Origin of the sequence: Desulfovibrio sp. 6_1_46AFAA, assembly GCF_000224635.1 — a bacterium.
GTDB classification, from domain to species: Bacteria; Desulfobacterota; Desulfovibrionia; order Desulfovibrionales; family Desulfovibrionaceae; genus Desulfovibrio; species Desulfovibrio fairfieldensis.
Genome location: NZ_JH114300.1, coordinates 599,076 through 616,047 on the forward strand (window position 1 = coordinate 599,076; position 16,972 = coordinate 616,047).

Genomic DNA, 16,972 nt, shown 5'->3' on the forward strand with positions numbered 1-16,972 from the left:
CCCCCTATCTTTCCCCGGCCGCCGCCGGGCGCGCGGACACAGTTTCCAATGCGCCGGGCACGTCCAGAAAGACCGCCGTTTCATCACAATCCGGGTATTTGGCGCAATGTACGCAATCAGCCCAGATCTTTTGCGGCAGCACGCTTTTTTCCACCACTCTGAAACCTAAACGGGTAAAAAACGCTTCCTGATAGGTCAGAGCGAAAATCTTTTTCAGATGCAGTTCGCGGCACTCACCAATGCAGGCCGCGACCATCCGCCGCCCCAGGCCCTGACGGCGCAGATCGTCGCGCACCACCAAGGAACAGATCTCTCCCAGGTCCTCCCAAACCGGTGCCAGGGCGCAACAGGCCACGATTTCGCCGTCCGGGGCCTCCACCACAAAAAAATTGCGGATGTGCCCGTACAGATAAATCAGCGCGCGCGGCAACAGCAGACCCTTTTGGGCGCAGGCCAGCAACAGGCCATGCATGGCCTTCACATCGTCCAGATGGGCCTTGCGGGTCAGGTAGTCGTTTTCCATTATTTCTGGCTCAAAAGCTTGTCGATAACCATTTTGAGCATGCTTTCGTCGGCCATGCCCGGCTCGGAAAGAACCAGCGTGCCGTCCTTGGCGTAAAATGCGTTATGCGGAATGCTGCTGATCTGATAAGCCCGGGTGATGTCCCGTCCGGCCAGATAGACCGGATAATCCATGCCCATTTTTTTGACAAAGGGGAGCACGGGCGCGGCGTCCTCGTCAACGGACAGGCTGATGATCACCACGCCCTTGTCCGCGTAAGCCTTGCTGGTCTTGATCAGTTCCGGGATTTCCACCCGGCAGGGCGGGCACCAGGTGGCGAAGAAGTTGAGCATCACCACCTTGCCCTTGTTCTTGGCCAGCAGATCGGTCAAACCGGCCAGGTTCAGCGAGGGCAGCGTTTCAGCCCAGGCAGCGCAGGGCAGAAGAAGGCAGAGCAGCAGGGGCAGGAATATTTTTTTCATGACAAACCTTAATGTGAAAGTTGAAGAATGCGAATAAATGCAACGCGACGCCGCCCTGAACGGGACACGCGGCGGACGAAATCAGACAAAAGTTTTGGCCGCGCGCACCGCGCACACCGCGTCCGGACAATAGGCGTCGGCCCCGATGGCGTCGGCAAAGGCCTGAGTCACGGCCGCGCCGCCCACCATGACCTTGATGGGCAGATCGCGCTCCCGGATCAGGCGGATGGTGTCCTCCATGCGGACCATAGTGGTGGTCATCAGTGCGGAGAGCCCGATGATACGCGCGTTGTGCTCAAGGGCGCAAGCCACAATGGCCTCGGCGGGCACGTCCTTGCCCGCGTCTACCACGTCAAAGCCGTGGTTGCCCAGCAGCAGGGCCACGATATTCTTGCCGATGTCGTGGATATCGCCTTCCACCGTGGCCATGACGATTACCGGACGCTCCTCGGGCCCCCGGTTGGCTTCCAGCCGGGGTTTGAGATGGCTGAAAGCCGTCTGCATGGTTTCCGCGGCGCGGATGAGCTGGGGCAGAAAATATTCCCGGCGTTCGTAGCGCGCGCCCACTTCAGTAATGGCCGGGATCAACGTATCCCGCACCAGGGCAAAAGGGTCGGCTCCGGCCTCCAGTTCCGCCTCCAGCAGGGGCAGCACGTTTTCCTTGTCGCCGGTCAGCACGGCCTCGCCCAGGGTTTTGGCGGCCCCGGCCTTGTCGCCCTGGCGCAGGGTCACGCCGCCCGCCGGTTTCCATTCCGCATAGGAGGCGATGAAGGATTCGGCGTGTGGATCATGGGCCCCGAGCACGCGCATGGCATCCACGGCTTCGCGCAGGCGCGTGGCCGAGGGATTGGCAATGCAGGACGTGAGGCCCGCGCCCGCGGCCATGCACAGAAAGGTGGCGTTGAGCAGTTCACGGGCGGGCAGGCCGAAAGAGGTATTGGAAAGCCCCAAGGTGGTGGGCAGGCCCTGAGAACGGCACCAGCGCGCCATTTCAAGACACTGGCGGCCGCCTTCGGCCTTGGAGGACACGGCCAGCGCCAGGATGTCCACCATCACCAGGCGGCGCGGAATGCCCAGACCGGCCGCCCTCTCCAGCAGATTTTCCACAATGCGGATGCGCTCGGAAGCCTGCACCGGCAGCTTCGCGCCCTGTAACGGCAGCAGGATGAAAGGCGCGCCGTAATCCCGGCAGAGCGGACCCAGCACATCCATGCGATCGGCCTCGCCGCTGATGGAATTGACCAGAAAGGAGCCGGGACAGTACGGCAAAGCCTTGGCAATGGCCTCGGCGTTGGAGGAATCCAGCGAGAGCGGCAGAGTCAGCCGCCCGATCAGGCGCTGAGCCAGCTCGGGCAGCAGGCTGGTTTCATCCACCAGGGATGCGCCCACATTGACGTCCAGCACCCCGGCCCCGGCCTCCACCTGCTGGTCGGCCAGTTGCAGGGCCGCGTCAAAGCGGCCTTCCTGCAATTCCTGGGTGAGCACTTTTTTGCCTGTGGGATTGATGCGCTCGCCGATAATCACCAGGGCTTCGCCCGCGCCGATGCGCACCAGTTGTGAACGGCTTGTCAGGCAAATGCCGTCCCGGCGCGCCGCTTCCGAAGGACTGTAGTCCATACCGCGCACGGCTTGGGCTAGGGCCGCCAGATGTCGGGGCGTGGTACCGCAGCAGCCGCCCAGAATGCGTGCGCCCAGTCCGGCAAAGGCTGCTGTTTTTTGCGCGAATTCCTCGGGACCCAGGGGAAAGACCGTCACATTGCCGCGCAGCTCGGGCAGACCGGCGTTGGGCTCGGCCATAACCGGGCAGGCGCAGGTTTCAAGCAACTCCCGGACCACCGGCAGCATCTGGTCCGGGCCCAGGCTGCAGTTGGTGCCCACCACGTCCACGCCCAGATTCTGCATGGTTTCGGCGAAAATGGCCGGGCTGGAGCCGGTCAGGCTGACGCCCTGCTCAAAGGTCATAGAGACCATGACCGGCAGATCGCATTCCCGGCGGGCCGCCACCACAGCGGCGCGGGCCTCGGCCAGGTCGAACTGGGTTTCTACAAAAATCAGGTCCGCCCCACCGGCCACCAAGCCGCGGATCTGGGCGGCAAAACCGGCGATGAGCTCGCGCGGCTCCACCGGTCCCAGGGGTTTGGCGAACTGGCCGCTGGGTCCCACGTTGCCGGCCACAAAAACAGGCCGCCCCGCGTCGTGTGCGGCTTCCCGGGCCACTTCGGCCATACGCTTGTTGAAAGCGAAGACGTCCAGTTCCTTGGGCAGCTTGTAAGGATTGCCGCCGAAGGTGCAGGTAGTCAGCAGATCCACCCCGGCGTCCAGATAGGCCTTGTGGATGCCCCGCAATACCTGGGGGCTTTCCATGCAAAACTGTTCCGGACTCATGCCCACGGGCAGGCCGGAGGCCTGCAGCATGGTGCCCATGGCCCCGTCGAGCAGCAGAGGACGCCCGAGGCCGAGCGCCTGTCTGAATGTCATGTCAGCCATTTTATCCACTTCTTGTTGTTACGGGCGGACACAGGCACGCTGATCACCCGCACGGGGCGAGGGACCGGCATTTTTTGCTCTCCGCCTTCAAAGGCTGTATAAAAAAATAAGCAACAAGCGCCCGGTGTCATAATTACGCCTGCGGCGTTTAACAGGCACGGGGGCCGCTACGCCGAAAACCACGCTTTTCGGTTCGCTCCGCCGCCATTGGCGGCGCGCATTCCCCTATTGGGGTTGCGACAAGCGTCTCTTGACGCGAGGCTTGCGTTTTTCAGCACTACCCGACCGGAAAAGCCTTCCGGGTCGCGGCTGAGTTTTTAGTACTGAAAAACATTGAAAAGGACAAACCAAAACTATAGCATAAGGCATTGCCGCCTGTTCCGAGCGGCAGTGATTGAGTATAAATAAAATGAAAAAAAATAATAAGATAGCCCCTTCCACGCGGCATAAGAGTGGAAAAAGCAATACGGCCCCTAAAAAAGTCGAGCCTGAAATCGAAGTGCTTGAGGCTCCGCGCGAAGCCGGGGAGGACGAAGAACAGAATCTGGAAACGCTGGATCTGCTGGACGGCGAAGAACTGGCAGCGGGTGAAGTGCTGGATGTGGACGACGACAAGGATGCCGAGCCGGAGCTGGCCCTGGAGGAAGGAAGCGACGGCGCCCTTCCCGCCCCGAGCGTGCCGCGTCTGCCTTCTCCGGCGGGCACACGCGACAGCCTGCACCTTTATCTGCGCGAGGTAAGCCGCTTTCCCATGCTCAAGCCTGAAGAGGAACATGAGCTGGCTCTCCGCGTGCGCGACCATAACGACCCTGACGCGGCTTTCCGGCTGGTGTCTTCCCATTTGCGGCTGGTGGTGCGCATCGCCATGGACTTCCAGCGCCGCTGGATGCAGAACGTGCTGGATCTGGTGCAGGAGGGCAACGTGGGCCTGATGCGCGCGGTGAACAAATTTGATCCCGACAAGGGCATCAAGTTCTCCTACTACGCCTCGTTCTGGATCAAGGCCTACATCCTCAAGTTCATCATGGACAACTGGCGGATGGTCAAGATCGGCACAACCCAGGTGCAGCGCAAGCTGTTCTATAATCTGAACCGCGAGCGCCAGAAGCTGATCGCCCAGGGCTACGACCCTGACGCGGCCATGTTGTCCGAACGCCTGGGCGTGACCGAGGACCAGATCAATGAGATGGACCAGCGCCTGGCCTCCACGGACCTCTCGCTCAACGTCCAGGTGGGCGAGGATTCCGGCGGGGCCAGCCGCATGGACTTTCTGCCCGCCTTGGGCCCCGGCATTGAGGACACCCTGGCCTCGGACGAGATCGCGGGCTTGGTGCGCTCGCGCCTGAAAACCATCATGCCCAAGCTCAATGAAAAGGAAGTGTATATCCTGCAGAACCGCCTGCTCACCGACGAGCCCGTCACCTTGCGCGAGATAGGCGAACGGTATAACGTTACGCGCGAACGCGTCCGCCAGCTTGAGGCCCGGCTTCTGGAAAAAATCCGCCAACACCTCACCCTGGACATCAAGGACTTTTCAGACGCATGGATACAATCATAAACGCCGCTGTCCGCCCGTCAATCGGACAGCGGCGCGGCGTGCAAAAGGCTTCGCTTTGACGCGACAAGGAAGCATTATTGCTTGTTGGGGCCAGCTTTCAGAAATATCGCCGTGGTTGCGGCTTTTTTAACCGAACGGCATTGAATTATAATGAAACGTAAAACCATAGCGTTGCTCTGCGCCCTCGCGCTGACCGCCACGACATCGCTTTCGCTCCTCGGCTGCGGCGGCTGCGCCGGCAACAAGCCACAGGGTGCACAGGCTTCAGGGCAATCCGCCGTTGAGGAAAAGTCCGCGCCCATGCTGAAGGAGCCAGCCTGCCTGCAGGACGTGCCCGTGCGTCCGCTGGAAGCTGAACTCTCGCCCGAAGCGCGGAACACCTATGCCTATCTGCTCTACGCCCAGGCCCTGCTGGACGAGGACGAGGCGGCCCTGTTGCAGGCCGCGTCCATGCTCAAGGAATCTCTGGTTCCGGCCAAGGTCTGGATGGAGGGCGGCGTCTGGCTGATGAGCCGCAAGTCCCCCAATGCCGTGATTTTGCTGGAACAGGCCCTGAGCGTTTGGCCCGAAGACATGTCGCTCAATCTGCTCTATGCCGAAGCGCTCATGGAGCACGGCATGCCCGAGCGCGGCGTGACGCTGATGCGCGCCTATCTGCAAAAACATCCGGATTCTCTGGACGCCCGTCTGGAACTGGCCCTGCTGTTGGTCAAAAGCAAACAGTTCACGGAAGCCGAAAAGCTGCTCAACAGCATTCCGGCCAAGCAGCGCTCCCCCCTGGTGGACTACTATCACGCCAGGGCGCTGATCGGCATGGCCCGCCAGAACGACGCCGTTCCCTATCTCCAGAAAGCCGTCAAGGAAATGCCGGACTTTGTGGAGGCCCTGGCCGAGCTGGCCTTCATTCACGAGCAGCGCGGGGAATTGCGCGAAGCGCGCACGGTCTATGAGAAACTGATCAAGCTCAATTTTTCCACCCAGGATGTGGCCCTCAGGCTGGTCAACATCTCCCTGCGCCTGAAACAGCCCGAGAAGGCGCTCCAGTACATGCGCCTCGGCCCGGACACCGTGCCCTTCAAGCTCACGGTGGCCAGCATGTTCATGGATTCGCGCCACTATCTCCAGGCCGAAAGCCTGCTCAAGCAGATCGTGGCCGACGGCGGCGCGCCCGGCGAGGTCTACCTGTTGCTGGCGGATCTGACCTATGAGCAGCGCCGGGATCTGCCCATGGCCTTGTCCTGGCTGGACAAAATGCCGCCTACAAGCAAAAGCGCCGGCCGCTCCCGTCTGTTGCGCGCCCAGTTGCTGGCCGAAGCCGGACAGAACGAAAAGGCGCTCAAGGTGGTGCGCCAGGGCCAGAAGGATTTTGCCGACGTGCCCGACTTTTGGGAGTTTGAAATCCGTCTGATGGCCCGCCAGAAGCAGATGGCGGACGCCCTTAAAGTGGCCCGCGCGGCTGTCAAGACCTGGCCGGACAATACGGATCTGGCCTTTCTGCTCGGTTCCCTGCTGGACGAAACCGGCGACAAGAAGAACGCCTTCACGGTAATGGAAGGCATTCTGACCAACCACCCGGACAATTATCAAGCCCTGAACTATGTGGGCTATACCCTAGCCGAGGAAAACCGGGATCTGGAACGGGCCGTCAAATTGCTGGTCAGGGCCGACGAACTTTCGCCCAATCAGTCCTATATTGTGGATTCCCTGGCCTGGGCCCTGTTCAAGTCCGGCCGCCAGGAAGAGGCCCTGAAAGAAATCCGCCGGGCCGTGAAGCTGGGTGATCAGGTGGATTCCTCCATTTGGGAGCATTACGGCGACATCGCTCTGCGCTCGGGCCTCAAAGACGAGGCCCGCAAAGCCTACCAGAAGGCCCTGGACCTCAAACCCGCCAATGCCGAAGCATTGCGCCAGCGTCTTTCAACACTATGAAAAAACTCGCTCTTCTCTGTTGTTTCCTTCTGGCCTGCGCCTGCGCCAAGCAGCCTTCCACCGCCGATTTGGGCCCGGAAGCACAAGCCCGCCTGGAAAACCGCTGGCAAAAGTTCACGGGCGCGAGCGACGCCGCGCCGCTCGCGCCCTACCGCCTGCAAATGAGCCTGCGTTTCGGCACCGAGGGCGACACCCGTCGGGTCACGGCCCTGTTCTGGGGCAACGGCGGACGCCAGCTGCGCCTGGACGTCATGGCCGGCGTGGGTGCGGTGGTGGCAAAAATCCTGGAGGACGGCCAGCATTTTCTGGTCTACAGCCCGGGCGAAAACAAAGCCTATTTCTACCAGGGCGCGGTCAAACCGCTGCTCAAGGTGGGCGTGCCCGTGCCCTTTGATCTGGAACATCTGGCGGACCTGCTCAACGGCCGCTATGCCGCGGTGTTCGGCGCGGAACACACCACCGCCGCGCTGTTGCCCGACGACCTGGCGCGCTACGAGCTGAGCGGCAAGCCCGGCGGCAGCGTAAACCTCAATGCCGAGGGACTGCCCGTGGCTTGGCGCGAAGCTCCGCAGGGCGGCAAGGGCTGGAGCATGGAAATCGCCTACGACGACGCCGTGCCGCCGCTGCCCCGTCGCCTGACTCTGACCCACAGCAACGGCAAGCGCGCCATCCTGTTGGTCAAGGAAAGGGAAAAACCGGCCAAGGCCTTTACCGAAGAGCAGATGCGCCTTACCTTGCCGGAAGGCGTGCCTTTGTTGCCGCTTTCCCAGTACAAGGCGCAGTAGTCCATTTTTCTTTGCAAGGAGAGTTTATGCAACGCATCCATCTGGCCTCGGATCACGCCGGCTTCGACCTGAAAGCCACCCTGGCCCAGCATCTGACCGGACTCGGCTATGAGGTCATCGACGACGGCGCCTATTCCAAAGACAGTTGCGATTATCCCGTCTTCGCCCATAAACTCTGCGAAGCCGTGGAACGAGAAAACTGCCCCGGCATTCTGATTTGCGGCACGGGCATCGGCATGTCTCTGGCGGCCAACCGCCATCCCGGCATCCGGGCCGCGCTCTGCACCACCGAGCTGCACGCCCGCTTCGGCCGCCGCCACAACAACGCCAATGTGCTCTGCCTGGGCGCGCGTGTCACGGGCGTGGAGCTGGCTTTGGCGATCGTGGGAACCTTTCTGGAAAACCAGTTTGAAGGGGGCCGCCATCAGCGCCGCCTGGATTTGCTCAAGGTTCCCGCCTGAGGCGGAGGCTGGCCGACGGCCGTTTCCGCCGCTTTTTCCAGGACAGTACCAAGGACCGGCTCTGGGACTCCTGCTGGAGCAATTCACTCTTTTCAAACGTGCATTACTCTAAAAGCAAGAATCATTCAGGAACAGCCCCTAAAGGATCATCATGCAGATTTACAATACTCTGGGCCGTCAAAAAGAAGAATTCATTCCTGTCCGGCCGGGCAAAGTGCATATGTACGTCTGCGGCATCACCGCCTATGACTACTGCCATATCGGCCACGCCCGTTCCGCCCTGGTGTTCGATGCACTGGTCCGCCATCTGCGCCATCTGGGCCTGGAAGTCACCTTTGTGCGCAATTTTACGGATGTGGACGACAAGATCATCAACCGCGCCAACAAGGAAGGCCGCGACTGGCAGGAAGTGGCCCAAACCTATATCGACGCCTTTCATGAAGACATGGACCGCCTGGGCGTGCTGCGCGCGGACCTGGAACCGCGCGCCACGGAATATATCCCCCAGATCCAGGAGCTTTGCGCCAAGCTGATCGCCGAGGGCACGGCCTACGCCACGCCGTCGGGCGACGTCTACTTCCGGGTGCGCTCTTACCCGCCCTACGGCAAACTTTCCGGCCGCAGCCTGGATGAACTGCTTTCGGGCGCGCGCGTGGCGCCGGGCGAAGAAAAGGAAGATCCGCTGGATTTCGCCCTCTGGAAGGCCGCCAAGCCCGGCGAGCCCTCCTGGGACAGCCCCTGGGGCAAGGGCCGTCCCGGCTGGCATATTGAATGCTCGGCCATGAGCAGCCCCTATTTGCCCCTGGATATCCACGGAGGGGGCCAGGATCTGGTCTTCCCGCACCATGAAAACGAAATTGCCCAGTCCGAAGCCGTGTGCCGTTGCGAGCTGGCCCGCTACTGGGTGCACAACGGCTTTGTGCAGGTCAATGCGGAAAAAATGTCCAAATCCTTGGGCAACTTCAAAACCATCCGCGACATTCTGGGAAGCTATCTGCCCGAAACTCTCCGCTTTTTCCTGCTGGGCAAGCACTATCGCAGCCCCATCGATTTTACCGCCGAAGGCATGGACGAGGCGGAAAAAGCCCAGCACCGGGTCTATTCTTCCCTGATGGAGGCCCGCAAGGCTCTGGAGCGCGCCTCATGGAAAAAGACGCCTCTGCCCGCCGAGTTGTCGGCGGAATGGGCTGCCCTGCCCCAGGCCTTTGAAGCCGCGCTGGACGACGACCTGAACACGGCCCAGGCCTTGGGCCAAATCTTCTCCCAGGTGCGCATCGTCAATCGCCTGCTGGAAGAAAAAAATCTGCGCGCGGCTGAAAGCACGCGGGATCTGCTGGAGGATTTTCTGGCCCGCGCCCGCGACTGGGATGCTCAGCTGGGCCTGTTCGGCAGGGATCCCGTCGAATTTCTGACCGAACTGCGCGCCATGCGCGCCGCTCGTAAAAACCTGGATATGGACCGTGTGGAAGATCTGCTGCGCCAGCGGCGGGAAGTCCGCATGCAGAAGGATTTTACCCGCTCCGACGCCCTGCGCCGGGAATTGCTCGACCTGGGCGTAAACGTGCGGGATACGCCGGAAGGACAGGCCTGGGATCTGGAATAGCCAGCATTCCCGGACGCCGACTCCCGGCCCGGCTTTGCCGAGAGGATAGTATGTCGTTTCGTTGTTTCGCCGCCCGCCGCTGGACGGCCCTGCTGGTTCTGCTGGCCTTTCTGCTGCCGCAGCTCTGCCCCGTACCGGCGCGGGCATTCTTTTTCGGCGGCGTGTCCATCAAAGATGAAAAGGAGATGGGCCACAAGTTCGATGTCATGGTCCGCTCCAGTCTGCCGGTGGTCGAAGACCCGGAAGTAAGCCAGTACGTCAAGTATCTGCTGGACCGCCTGGTCAAGGCCCTGCCGCCCCAGCCGTACAGCTTCAAGGCCACGGTAGTCCTGCACAATTCCCTCAACGCCTTTGCCGTGCCCGGCGGATATGTTTTCGTTTTCACGGGCATGATCATGAATCTGGACCGTGAGGACGAACTGGCGGGCGTGCTGGCCCATGAGTTGGCCCATGTGACCCAGCGCCATGTGGCCGCCCGCCTGGAACGGGCGCAGTACCTGACAGTGGGTTCGCTCCTGCTGGCTATCGCGGGCGTGGCCGCCGGCGGACCGGGCGGCGGCGCTCTGGCCATAGGCGCCATGGGCGCGGGGCAGTCGGCCATGCTCAATTACAGCCGTGTGGACGAAAGCGAAGCCGATCATATCGGCCTGCAATACCTGACAGCCGCCGGGTACCCGCCCAGCGGCATGGTAGGCGGCTTCAAGGTGCTGCGCCAGAAAAGCTGGATGAGCGGTACCAGCGTGCCCACCTATCTCTCCACCCACCCGGCCATCGGCGACCGCATCAACGGATTGCAGGCCCGCATCCAGACCATGCCCGCCGACATCCGCGACCGCAAGCTGGACAACCGGCGCTTCACCCGCGTCAAAACCCTGCTGTGGGCCCGTTACGGCGACGAGCAGGCGGCCCTGCAACGCTTCTCCGGCAAGGACGGCCTCTCGTCCATGGGCCGGGGCATCGTGCTGGCCCGCCAGAACAAAATCAATGAAGCCAGTACGGCCTTCGACCAGGCCCTGGCCGCCGCCCCTTCGGACCCGCTGGTACTGCGCGAAGCCGGGGCCTTCCACTACCGCAAGGGTGACATGAGCCGCGCGGACGGCCTGTTGCGCCAGGCCATGCGCCTGGACCCGCGCGATTACATGGCATCCTTTTTCTACGCCAGAATGCTGGATGAAACCGGTCGCCAGGCCCAGGCGGACAAGTACTACACCGAGGTACTGCGCTATGTGCCGGAAGATGCCGAGGTGCACGAGTCCTATGCCCGCTCCCTGGGCAAGGCGGGAAAAAACCTGGACGCCTACATCCATATGACCTACAGCGCCCTGTACTCCAACAATAAAAAACAAACCGAACGCTACTTCAATCAGGCCAAGGCCCTGGCCAACCGCTCGCCGGACAAGCGGCAGTTCCAGCGGCTGGAAGCGGCTTACAAGGAACGCAAGGAAATCTGGGATAAAAGCTGATGGATACCCACGCGACAACCATACTGGCAGTGAAAAAAGGCGGCCACGTGGCCATGGCCGGTGACGGCCAGGTGACTCTGGGCCAGACCATGATCATGAAACATACGGCCCAGAAAGTGCGTCGTCTCTATGAGGGGCGCATTCTGGCCGGTTTCGCCGGTGCCACGGCGGATGCGTTCACCCTGTTTGAGCTGTTCGAGACCAAGCTCAAGGAAGTGCACGGCAATCTGTTGCGCGCCGCCGTGGAAATGACCAAGGAGTGGCGCAAGGACAAGTACCTGCGCAAGCTGGAAGCCATGCTGCTGCTGGCCGATAACGAACACCTGTTGGTGGTTTCCGGCACGGGCGACGTCATTGAACCCGACGACGACGTGGCGGCCATCGGCAGCGGCGGCCCATATGCCCTGGCCGCGGCCAGGGCCCTTACCCGGCACAGCGATCTCGACGCGGAAAGCGTGGCCCGCGAGTCCATGCGCATCGCCTCGGAAATCTGCGTGTACACTAACGGCCATCTGACTGTGGAAACCCTATGACCCGGCTCACGGCGGGTTGCAAGGTCAATCTGGGGCTGCACGTGACCGGCGTGCGGGCTGACGGCTATCATGAGCTGGACTCCCTGTTTTACCCTTTGTCGACCCCCTGCGACCATCTGGAGATCAGCGAAACTGGCGGACAGGGCATTGCCGTCCGCTGTGACGAGCCTGGCCTGGACCCGGAGCGTAATACGCTGACCAAGGCCTACGCGGCCTTTGTCAAGGCCGCGGGCAGCGCGCCCGGCATTACGGTGGAACTGCGCAAGGGCATTCCGCTTGGGTCCGGTCTTGGCGGCGGCAGCAGCGACGCCGCTTCCCTGCTGCTCTGGCTCAACCAGCGTGCCGCTCAACCGCTGGATGACGCCTGCCTGGCCCGCGCGGCGCTTGCCGTGGGCGCGGACACGCCTTTCTTTCTGTACAATCAGCCCTGCCGGGTCCAGGGCATCGGCGAAGTGCTGACGCCCATGGGTTACGACTTTTCCGGCCTCAACCTTGTGCTGGTCTGCCCCGGCATCCATGTGGACACCGCCTGGGCTTTTGCCCGCTATGACGTTCTTTTCCCCGGAAAAGGGCAGGTAGCAAGGCAAAACGACTTGACAAAGAGCCCGTGCAAGGCTAATGGATTTTTTCTCTCTGGAGCAGGGGACAGCGTGTGGTCCGTGTGGGACATCCGCAATGACCTGGAAGCCGTGGTTTTTCCCCAGTATCCGCAACTGGCCGCCATCAAGGCGGATCTTTTGCGCCTGGGGGCCGGTGTTGCCTGCATGAGCGGCAGCGGGTCCAGCGTGCTGGGTCTGTTCAGCCGCGCGGCTGCTGCCAGGGCCGAAGACGCCGTAACGGCGTTGCGCAAGGATAAAAGGCACGTTTATCTGCTCCCTTTGGGAAATACTGGGATGTAGCCAAGTGGTAAGGCAACGGGTTTTGGCTCCGTCATTCGAAGGTTCGAACCCTTCCATCCCAGCCACCAGAATTTCGCTTTGAAATTGTTGCGCAGCGGCGAAGCTGGTTCGCCTTGCAACAAGAGCAATGCTGTCACCATCCGTAATTGTTATTGGCGTTGCCGGTGGCGGAACGGTGCTTTTTCAAGAGCGCCGGTATGTATTAACGGGCGCTTCTAAAAGGTGAAAACACGTTCATTGCCCGTGAACGCGTAAAGCAAGGCGGCCTCATGTTCAGCGACCTGAAAATAGTCACAGGTTCTTCCAATTCGGATCTGGCCAAGGCCATTTGTGATCACCTGGGCTGTCAGCTCACGCCCACGCTGGCTACCACGTTCAGCGACGGCGAGCTGCGCATTGAAATCGGCGACAATGTGCGCGGGGACGACGTTTTTGTGGTCCAGCCCACCTGTCCGCCCGCGGTCAACCGCAATCTCGTGCAGCTCTGCCTGATGCTGGACGCGCTCAAGCGGGCCAGCGCCGGGCGCATCACGGCGGTGATCCCCTATTACGCCTATGCCCGCCAGGATCGCAAAGTCAGCCCCCGCGCGCCCATCAGCGCCAAGATGGTGGCGGACTTCATCAGTGTGGCCGGGGCCGAGCGCGTGGTCACCATTGATCTGCATGCCGGACAGATTCAGGGCTTTTTCGACTGTCCGGTGGACAATCTTTTCGCTGTGCCGGTCATGCTGGACAGCCTGCGCCAGCTTAATGAAGACAAAATCGTCATCGTCTCGCCCGACGCGGGCGGCGTGGAGCGGGCCAGGGCCTATGCCAAACGGCTCAATGCCCCCTTGGCTATTGTGGACAAGCGCCGTGACCGGCCCAACCAGGCCCAGGCCATGCACGTCATCGGCGAAGTGGAAGGCCGCGTGGCCATTGTGGTGGACGATATGATCGACACCGCGGGCACGCTTTGCGCCGGGGCCGAAGTGCTGCTCAAGTACGGGGCCACCAAAATTGTGGCCTGCGCCACACATCCGGTGCTTTCCGGCCCGGCCATCGACCGCATCAACGAAACCGAGGCCCTTTCCCAGGTCATTGTCACCGACACCATCCCGTTGGGCGACAAACTGGAGCGCTGCCCCAAGCTGAAGGTCATTTCTGTGGCCGCGCTGCTGGGCAAAACCATTCACAACATTCATACCGGCTCTTCGGTAAGCGTGTTGTTTGTGTAGCCGGCGCGCGCCGGACAAAAGCGAATAAGTCCCGCAAGGGAATGGCAAGCAACTCATACGAACTTTTTCCGCACGTTTCAGGCGGCGGCCAGCAAGGAGTGGATCATGGACATTGAAAAAACGTTGAGCGTGCAGAAACGCGAAGATTGCGGCAAGGGTCCCAGCGGTCGTCTGCGTTCCCAGGAACTGATCCCCGGCGTGTTCTACACGGGCAAGGGTGAAAACATCACCGTGCAGGCCCCTACCCTGCCCTTGGAAAAGCTTTATGAGGAAGTGGGCCACACCACCGTGTTCAATCTCGAAATCGACGAAAACGGCCAGAAGAGCACGCACCCTGTGCTGATCTGGCAGGTGCAGCGCCACCCTTACAAGAAATGCTTCACCCACATCGACTTCTACGGTGTGGACCTGAACAAGGAAGTTAAGGTTGACGTGCCTCTGGAATTCGTGGGTGTTTCGCGCGGCGTGAAGCTGGGCGGCGTGCTGGAGACCTATCGCGAAAGCGTGCGCCTGAGCAGCAAGCCCCTGGATATGCCCAAGAAGATCACCATTGACGTGAGCGATATGGACATCAATGACACCGTCAACATGGCCGACCTGCAGCTGCCCGCCAATGTGACCGCCGTCTATGACCAAAACTTCGCCGTGGTCAGCGTGCTGGCCAAGGCCAAGGATGATGGGGAAGAAGGCGGCGAGGAAGGCGCGACCGCCGCTGCGGAATAAGCCCGTTTTTCCGCCGTGTTTTTTGGGGCCGGTCCGCTGGGACCGGCCTCATTTTTAGGGTATTTCAACTTTGAAAATGTTGAAATGCCTTGGCGGCCGCGAAAGCGGACGCCTGCGCCTGAAGCCGAGGTGCCTTTAGCCGCTCGTGAGCAAAGCGAGGGTTGCTTTAGCTGTAGGCGACGCAGGATCCGTACAGATAAGGACAGCAGCGCTACGGATGACGACAGCAACGATAGGTTGAGGGCAGCGTTAGCTTTGAAATTGGCACGATTTCAAAGCTAATCTGCTCTAGGAAGCACTGGTAAGGCGAGCTTGTGGGCCGCATGAATGCCTTTGAGCTGTGCGACGGAAAATCATGCTTGGGGACAAGCATGGATAGCGACACAGCTCGCTCCATATAATCGCTGTCGCCATCCATAATGCCGCTGTCTTGATCCGCAATACAACTCCGTCGTGAGCCGCTCAAACAAATTGCCGGGGCGGCAACGGCAGCGGTCTTGGCAAAAATCCTCACTACTCAGCGTTCCCTTTATTCGGGAGAGCCGTCGTCCTGTACGCCGCGCGCTTTACCGGCAGTGATCTTTTATGCGCAACTATGCAATCCAATACCATCGGCTGCGGCACGGCCGCCGGGGCCTGATTCTTGAGCTCTGGCCCAATCCGGGTGCCGGAACCATGCTGTTTTACCCCGGCACCATGCTCTCGCCCTTTCAGTACCGGCCTTTGCTGGCCGCCCTGCGCGAAGCGGGCTTTGCCGTGGCCGCCCTGCATCTGACCGGGCACGGTCTTAATCCGCACAATGTGAGCTTCACGTTTGACGACCTGCTGCACGACGGCCTGGAAGCCGAGCAATGGCTGCACGACGCCGGTCTGGGACCGTTGGCGGCCTGTGGGCACAGCCAGGGCGGCATCCTGACCCTGGCCCATGCAGCGTCCTCCCGGCGGCTGGCCGCTGCTTTTCCCATCTGCGGCGTTCTGCCCCAGCAGGACGAAGCCATCAGTCTGACCTTGTTCCGTCCGCTGGCCGCACGGCGCGAGAAGCTGATGGCCGCCATCAACGCCCTGGCCCGCCGCGTGCCGCGCCTGCCCCTGCCGGTGCCTGCCTATCTTTCCCTGTGCCGGATCAGTGCCGGAGCGCGCCATATCCGCGTCAACCGGCGCAAAAGCCGTTCAAGTTATCCTCTGGCCTTCCTGGCCAGCCTGTTCAACGCCCGCCTTTCCCCGCGCCTGCACTGCCCGCTGTACCTGTTCAACGCCGAGGACGACGCCCTGTTCACCCCGACGCTGGCCCTGTCCACCTTCGACCTGCTGCGCGCGCCGTACAAACGCCTGATCTGGCTGCCCAACGGCGGCCATCTGGCCGCCATGAACCCTTTGCTCTGCCGCTATATAGCCCGGACGACCGCTGCGGCCTGCTCGGGCCTGGGCCTGCCCCTGCGGCTGGAAGCCACGGACGCGCCCTGAAGAGGCTGCCGCGGTTTTTGCGTCTCAACCATTAAGAGGAACTCTCTCATGGAATATACAGGCGTTCTGGTGGGCCTCGGCAACCCCGGCCCACGCTATGAAGGCACCCGCCACAACTGCGGTTTCGCCCTGGTTTCCGCCCTGCTGGAGCTGGCGGACAAGGAGGGCGGCCTCAGTTCTCTCAACGGCGGCAAATTTTCCTGCGAACTCTGGCGGGTCCGCCTGTCCCAACTGAATGGGACCTGGCTCGCGGCCATGCCCCAGACCTTCATGAACCTCAGCGGCCAGTGCGTGCAGCCGCTGCTGGTCTGGCACAAACTCAAGCCGGAACAACTGGTGGTGGCCCACGACGAACTGGACATCCCGGCCGGAGAACTTCGCTTCAAGCGCGGCGGCGGCAATGCCGGGCACAACGGCCTCAAATCCATCACCGAACTGCTGGGCACGCCCGATTTTTACCGGCTCCGCCTGGGCATCGGCCGCCCGCCCCACAAGGGCGACGTCATCAACTGGGTTCTTGGGCGCCCCGACGCGGAGGACGCCGAACGCCTGCGCGCTGTTCTGCCCAAAGCTCTTGATACTCTTTTTGCCTTTGCGGACAAGGGGCTGGAAGCCGCCGTGCGCGAGGCCCGCGCGGCAAATCCGCCCAAGGCAGCCAAAGACTGAATCCACCCGCTGAGGCTGACACGGCGACAAGTAAAATTTCCCTTTCTCTGGACACCCGTTCGCAAATGGGATATCTGTTTTGGAGAGTGGATATTTATATCCATGCCTCTTCATGCATATTTCGTTCTCTTTTCCGCCCTTTTCCCTGTGGGAATCGGCAGGCCGGGCGCAGCCAGCGCATTGCCCAAGGCGGCGGAAAT

Annotated in this window: 15 protein-coding genes and 1 tRNA gene; 13 read left to right on the plus strand and 3 right to left on the minus strand. The window is 61.5% G+C overall.

The window, feature by feature from the left end; translation table 11 throughout:
• Nucleotides 1–4: 4 nt before the first annotated feature.
• From HMPREF1022_RS02450 to HMPREF1022_RS02460, 3 genes are all read right to left on the minus strand, one after another.
• Nucleotides 5–523: an N-acetyltransferase gene (locus HMPREF1022_RS02450; protein ID WP_008684346.1), complete on the minus strand. Its 519-nt coding sequence runs from the start codon at nt 521–523 to the stop codon at nt 5–7.
• On the minus strand, nt 523–984 hold the full coding sequence (locus tag HMPREF1022_RS02455; RefSeq protein ID WP_008684347.1) for a TlpA family protein disulfide reductase: 462 nt from the start codon (nt 982–984) through the stop codon (nt 523–525). Before HMPREF1022_RS02455 ends, HMPREF1022_RS02450 begins: the two co-directional genes overlap by 1 nt.
• 81 nt (nt 985–1,065) lie before the next feature.
• Complete coding sequence (locus HMPREF1022_RS02460; RefSeq protein WP_009301701.1) at nt 1,066–3,462, minus strand: homocysteine S-methyltransferase family protein; 2,397 nt, start codon at nt 3,460–3,462, stop codon at nt 1,066–1,068.
• A gap of 418 nt (nt 3,463–3,880) precedes the next feature.
• Between HMPREF1022_RS02460 and HMPREF1022_RS02465 the strand changes: the two genes are divergently transcribed.
• The 13 genes from HMPREF1022_RS02465 (at nt 3,881) to pth (ending at nt 16,772) form a co-directional block, all read left to right on the plus strand.
• Nucleotides 3,881–5,029 carry a sigma-70 family RNA polymerase sigma factor gene (locus tag HMPREF1022_RS02465; RefSeq protein WP_009301702.1) on the plus strand — a complete coding sequence of 383 codons (1,149 nt, stop codon included), beginning with the start codon at nt 3,881–3,883 and terminating at the stop codon, nt 5,027–5,029.
• 150 nt (nt 5,030–5,179) lie between these two features.
• Nucleotides 5,180–6,958, plus strand: a complete 1,779-nt coding sequence (locus HMPREF1022_RS02470) for a tetratricopeptide repeat protein (protein ID WP_009301703.1) — start codon at nt 5,180–5,182, stop codon at nt 6,956–6,958.
• Nucleotides 6,955–7,743: a hypothetical protein gene (locus tag HMPREF1022_RS02475; protein WP_009301704.1), complete on the plus strand. Its 789-nt coding sequence runs from the start codon at nt 6,955–6,957 to the stop codon at nt 7,741–7,743. Before HMPREF1022_RS02470 ends, HMPREF1022_RS02475 begins: the two co-directional genes overlap by 4 nt.
• A 26-nt stretch (nt 7,744–7,769) precedes the next feature.
• Nucleotides 7,770–8,204 (plus strand): ribose 5-phosphate isomerase B, encoded by a 435-nt coding sequence (rpiB, locus tag HMPREF1022_RS02480; RefSeq protein WP_008684360.1) that lies wholly within the window; start codon nt 7,770–7,772, stop codon nt 8,202–8,204.
• Nucleotides 8,205–8,355: 151 nt separating this feature from the next.
• Nucleotides 8,356–9,807: a cysteine--tRNA ligase gene (gene cysS / locus HMPREF1022_RS02485; protein ID WP_008684362.1), complete on the plus strand. Its 1,452-nt coding sequence runs from the start codon at nt 8,356–8,358 to the stop codon at nt 9,805–9,807.
• A gap of 50 nt (nt 9,808–9,857) precedes the next feature.
• Entirely contained in the window at nt 9,858–11,270 is a 1,413-nt protein-coding gene (locus HMPREF1022_RS02490) for a beta-barrel assembly-enhancing protease (protein ID WP_008684364.1), read from the plus strand.
• Nucleotides 11,270–11,803 carry an ATP-dependent protease subunit HslV gene (gene hslV, locus HMPREF1022_RS02495; RefSeq protein ID WP_008684366.1) on the plus strand — a complete coding sequence of 178 codons (534 nt, stop codon included), beginning with the start codon at nt 11,270–11,272 and terminating at the stop codon, nt 11,801–11,803. Before HMPREF1022_RS02490 ends, hslV begins: the two co-directional genes overlap by 1 nt.
• The gene (gene ispE / locus HMPREF1022_RS16925; RefSeq protein WP_009301705.1) at nt 11,800–12,702 is read left to right on the plus strand and encodes a 4-(cytidine 5'-diphospho)-2-C-methyl-D-erythritol kinase; all 903 of its coding nucleotides are present in this window, start codon (nt 11,800–11,802) and stop codon (nt 12,700–12,702) included. Before hslV ends, ispE begins: the two co-directional genes overlap by 4 nt.
• Nucleotides 12,693–12,767: transfer RNA gene (locus HMPREF1022_RS02500), tRNA-Gln, on the plus strand. Before ispE ends, HMPREF1022_RS02500 begins: the two co-directional genes overlap by 10 nt.
• A gap of 204 nt (nt 12,768–12,971) precedes the next feature.
• Nucleotides 12,972–13,919 (plus strand): ribose-phosphate diphosphokinase, encoded by a 948-nt coding sequence (locus tag HMPREF1022_RS02505; RefSeq protein WP_008684369.1) that lies wholly within the window; start codon nt 12,972–12,974, stop codon nt 13,917–13,919.
• 105 nt (nt 13,920–14,024) lie between these two features.
• On the plus strand, nt 14,025–14,642 hold the full coding sequence (locus HMPREF1022_RS02510; protein WP_008684370.1) for a 50S ribosomal protein L25/general stress protein Ctc: 618 nt from the start codon (nt 14,025–14,027) through the stop codon (nt 14,640–14,642).
• Nucleotides 14,643–15,227: 585 nt separating this feature from the next.
• Nucleotides 15,228–16,106 (plus strand): alpha/beta hydrolase, encoded by an 879-nt coding sequence (locus HMPREF1022_RS02515; RefSeq protein ID WP_008684371.1) that lies wholly within the window; start codon nt 15,228–15,230, stop codon nt 16,104–16,106.
• Nucleotides 16,107–16,154: 48 nt separating this feature from the next.
• Nucleotides 16,155–16,772, plus strand: coding sequence for an aminoacyl-tRNA hydrolase (gene pth, locus HMPREF1022_RS02520; RefSeq protein ID WP_008684372.1), 618 nt, complete (start codon nt 16,155–16,157; stop codon nt 16,770–16,772).
• Nucleotides 16,773–16,972: the final 200 nt, after the last annotated feature.

Excerpts from the sequence above, each read along its gene's own strand:
- HMPREF1022_RS02470 (WP_009301703.1), top strand. The coding sequence starts at position 5,180 with ATGAAACGTAAAACCATAGCGTTGCTCTGCGCCCTCGCGCTGACCGCC.
- HMPREF1022_RS02450 (WP_008684346.1), bottom strand. The coding sequence starts at position 523 with ATGGAAAACGACTACCTGACCCGCAAGGCCCATCTGGACGATGTGAAG.
- HMPREF1022_RS02515 (WP_008684371.1), top strand. The coding sequence starts at position 15,228 with ATGCGCAACTATGCAATCCAATACCATCGGCTGCGGCACGGCCGCCGG.
- HMPREF1022_RS02475 (WP_009301704.1), top strand. The coding sequence starts at position 6,955 with ATGAAAAAACTCGCTCTTCTCTGTTGTTTCCTTCTGGCCTGCGCCTGC.
- cysS (WP_008684362.1), top strand. The coding sequence starts at position 8,356 with ATGCAGATTTACAATACTCTGGGCCGTCAAAAAGAAGAATTCATTCCT.
- HMPREF1022_RS02505 (WP_008684369.1), top strand. The coding sequence starts at position 12,972 with ATGTTCAGCGACCTGAAAATAGTCACAGGTTCTTCCAATTCGGATCTG.
- HMPREF1022_RS02490 (WP_008684364.1), top strand. The coding sequence starts at position 9,858 with ATGTCGTTTCGTTGTTTCGCCGCCCGCCGCTGGACGGCCCTGCTGGTT.
- HMPREF1022_RS02510 (WP_008684370.1), top strand. The coding sequence starts at position 14,025 with ATGGACATTGAAAAAACGTTGAGCGTGCAGAAACGCGAAGATTGCGGC.
- pth (WP_008684372.1), top strand. The coding sequence starts at position 16,155 with ATGGAATATACAGGCGTTCTGGTGGGCCTCGGCAACCCCGGCCCACGC.
- rpiB (WP_008684360.1), top strand. The coding sequence starts at position 7,770 with ATGCAACGCATCCATCTGGCCTCGGATCACGCCGGCTTCGACCTGAAA.
- HMPREF1022_RS02465 (WP_009301702.1), top strand. The coding sequence starts at position 3,881 with ATGAAAAAAAATAATAAGATAGCCCCTTCCACGCGGCATAAGAGTGGA.
- ispE (WP_009301705.1), top strand. The coding sequence starts at position 11,800 with ATGACCCGGCTCACGGCGGGTTGCAAGGTCAATCTGGGGCTGCACGTG.
- HMPREF1022_RS02460 (WP_009301701.1), bottom strand. The coding sequence starts at position 3,462 with ATGACATTCAGACAGGCGCTCGGCCTCGGGCGTCCTCTGCTGCTCGAC.
- HMPREF1022_RS02455 (WP_008684347.1), bottom strand. The coding sequence starts at position 984 with ATGAAAAAAATATTCCTGCCCCTGCTGCTCTGCCTTCTTCTGCCCTGC.
- hslV (WP_008684366.1), top strand. The coding sequence starts at position 11,270 with ATGGATACCCACGCGACAACCATACTGGCAGTGAAAAAAGGCGGCCAC.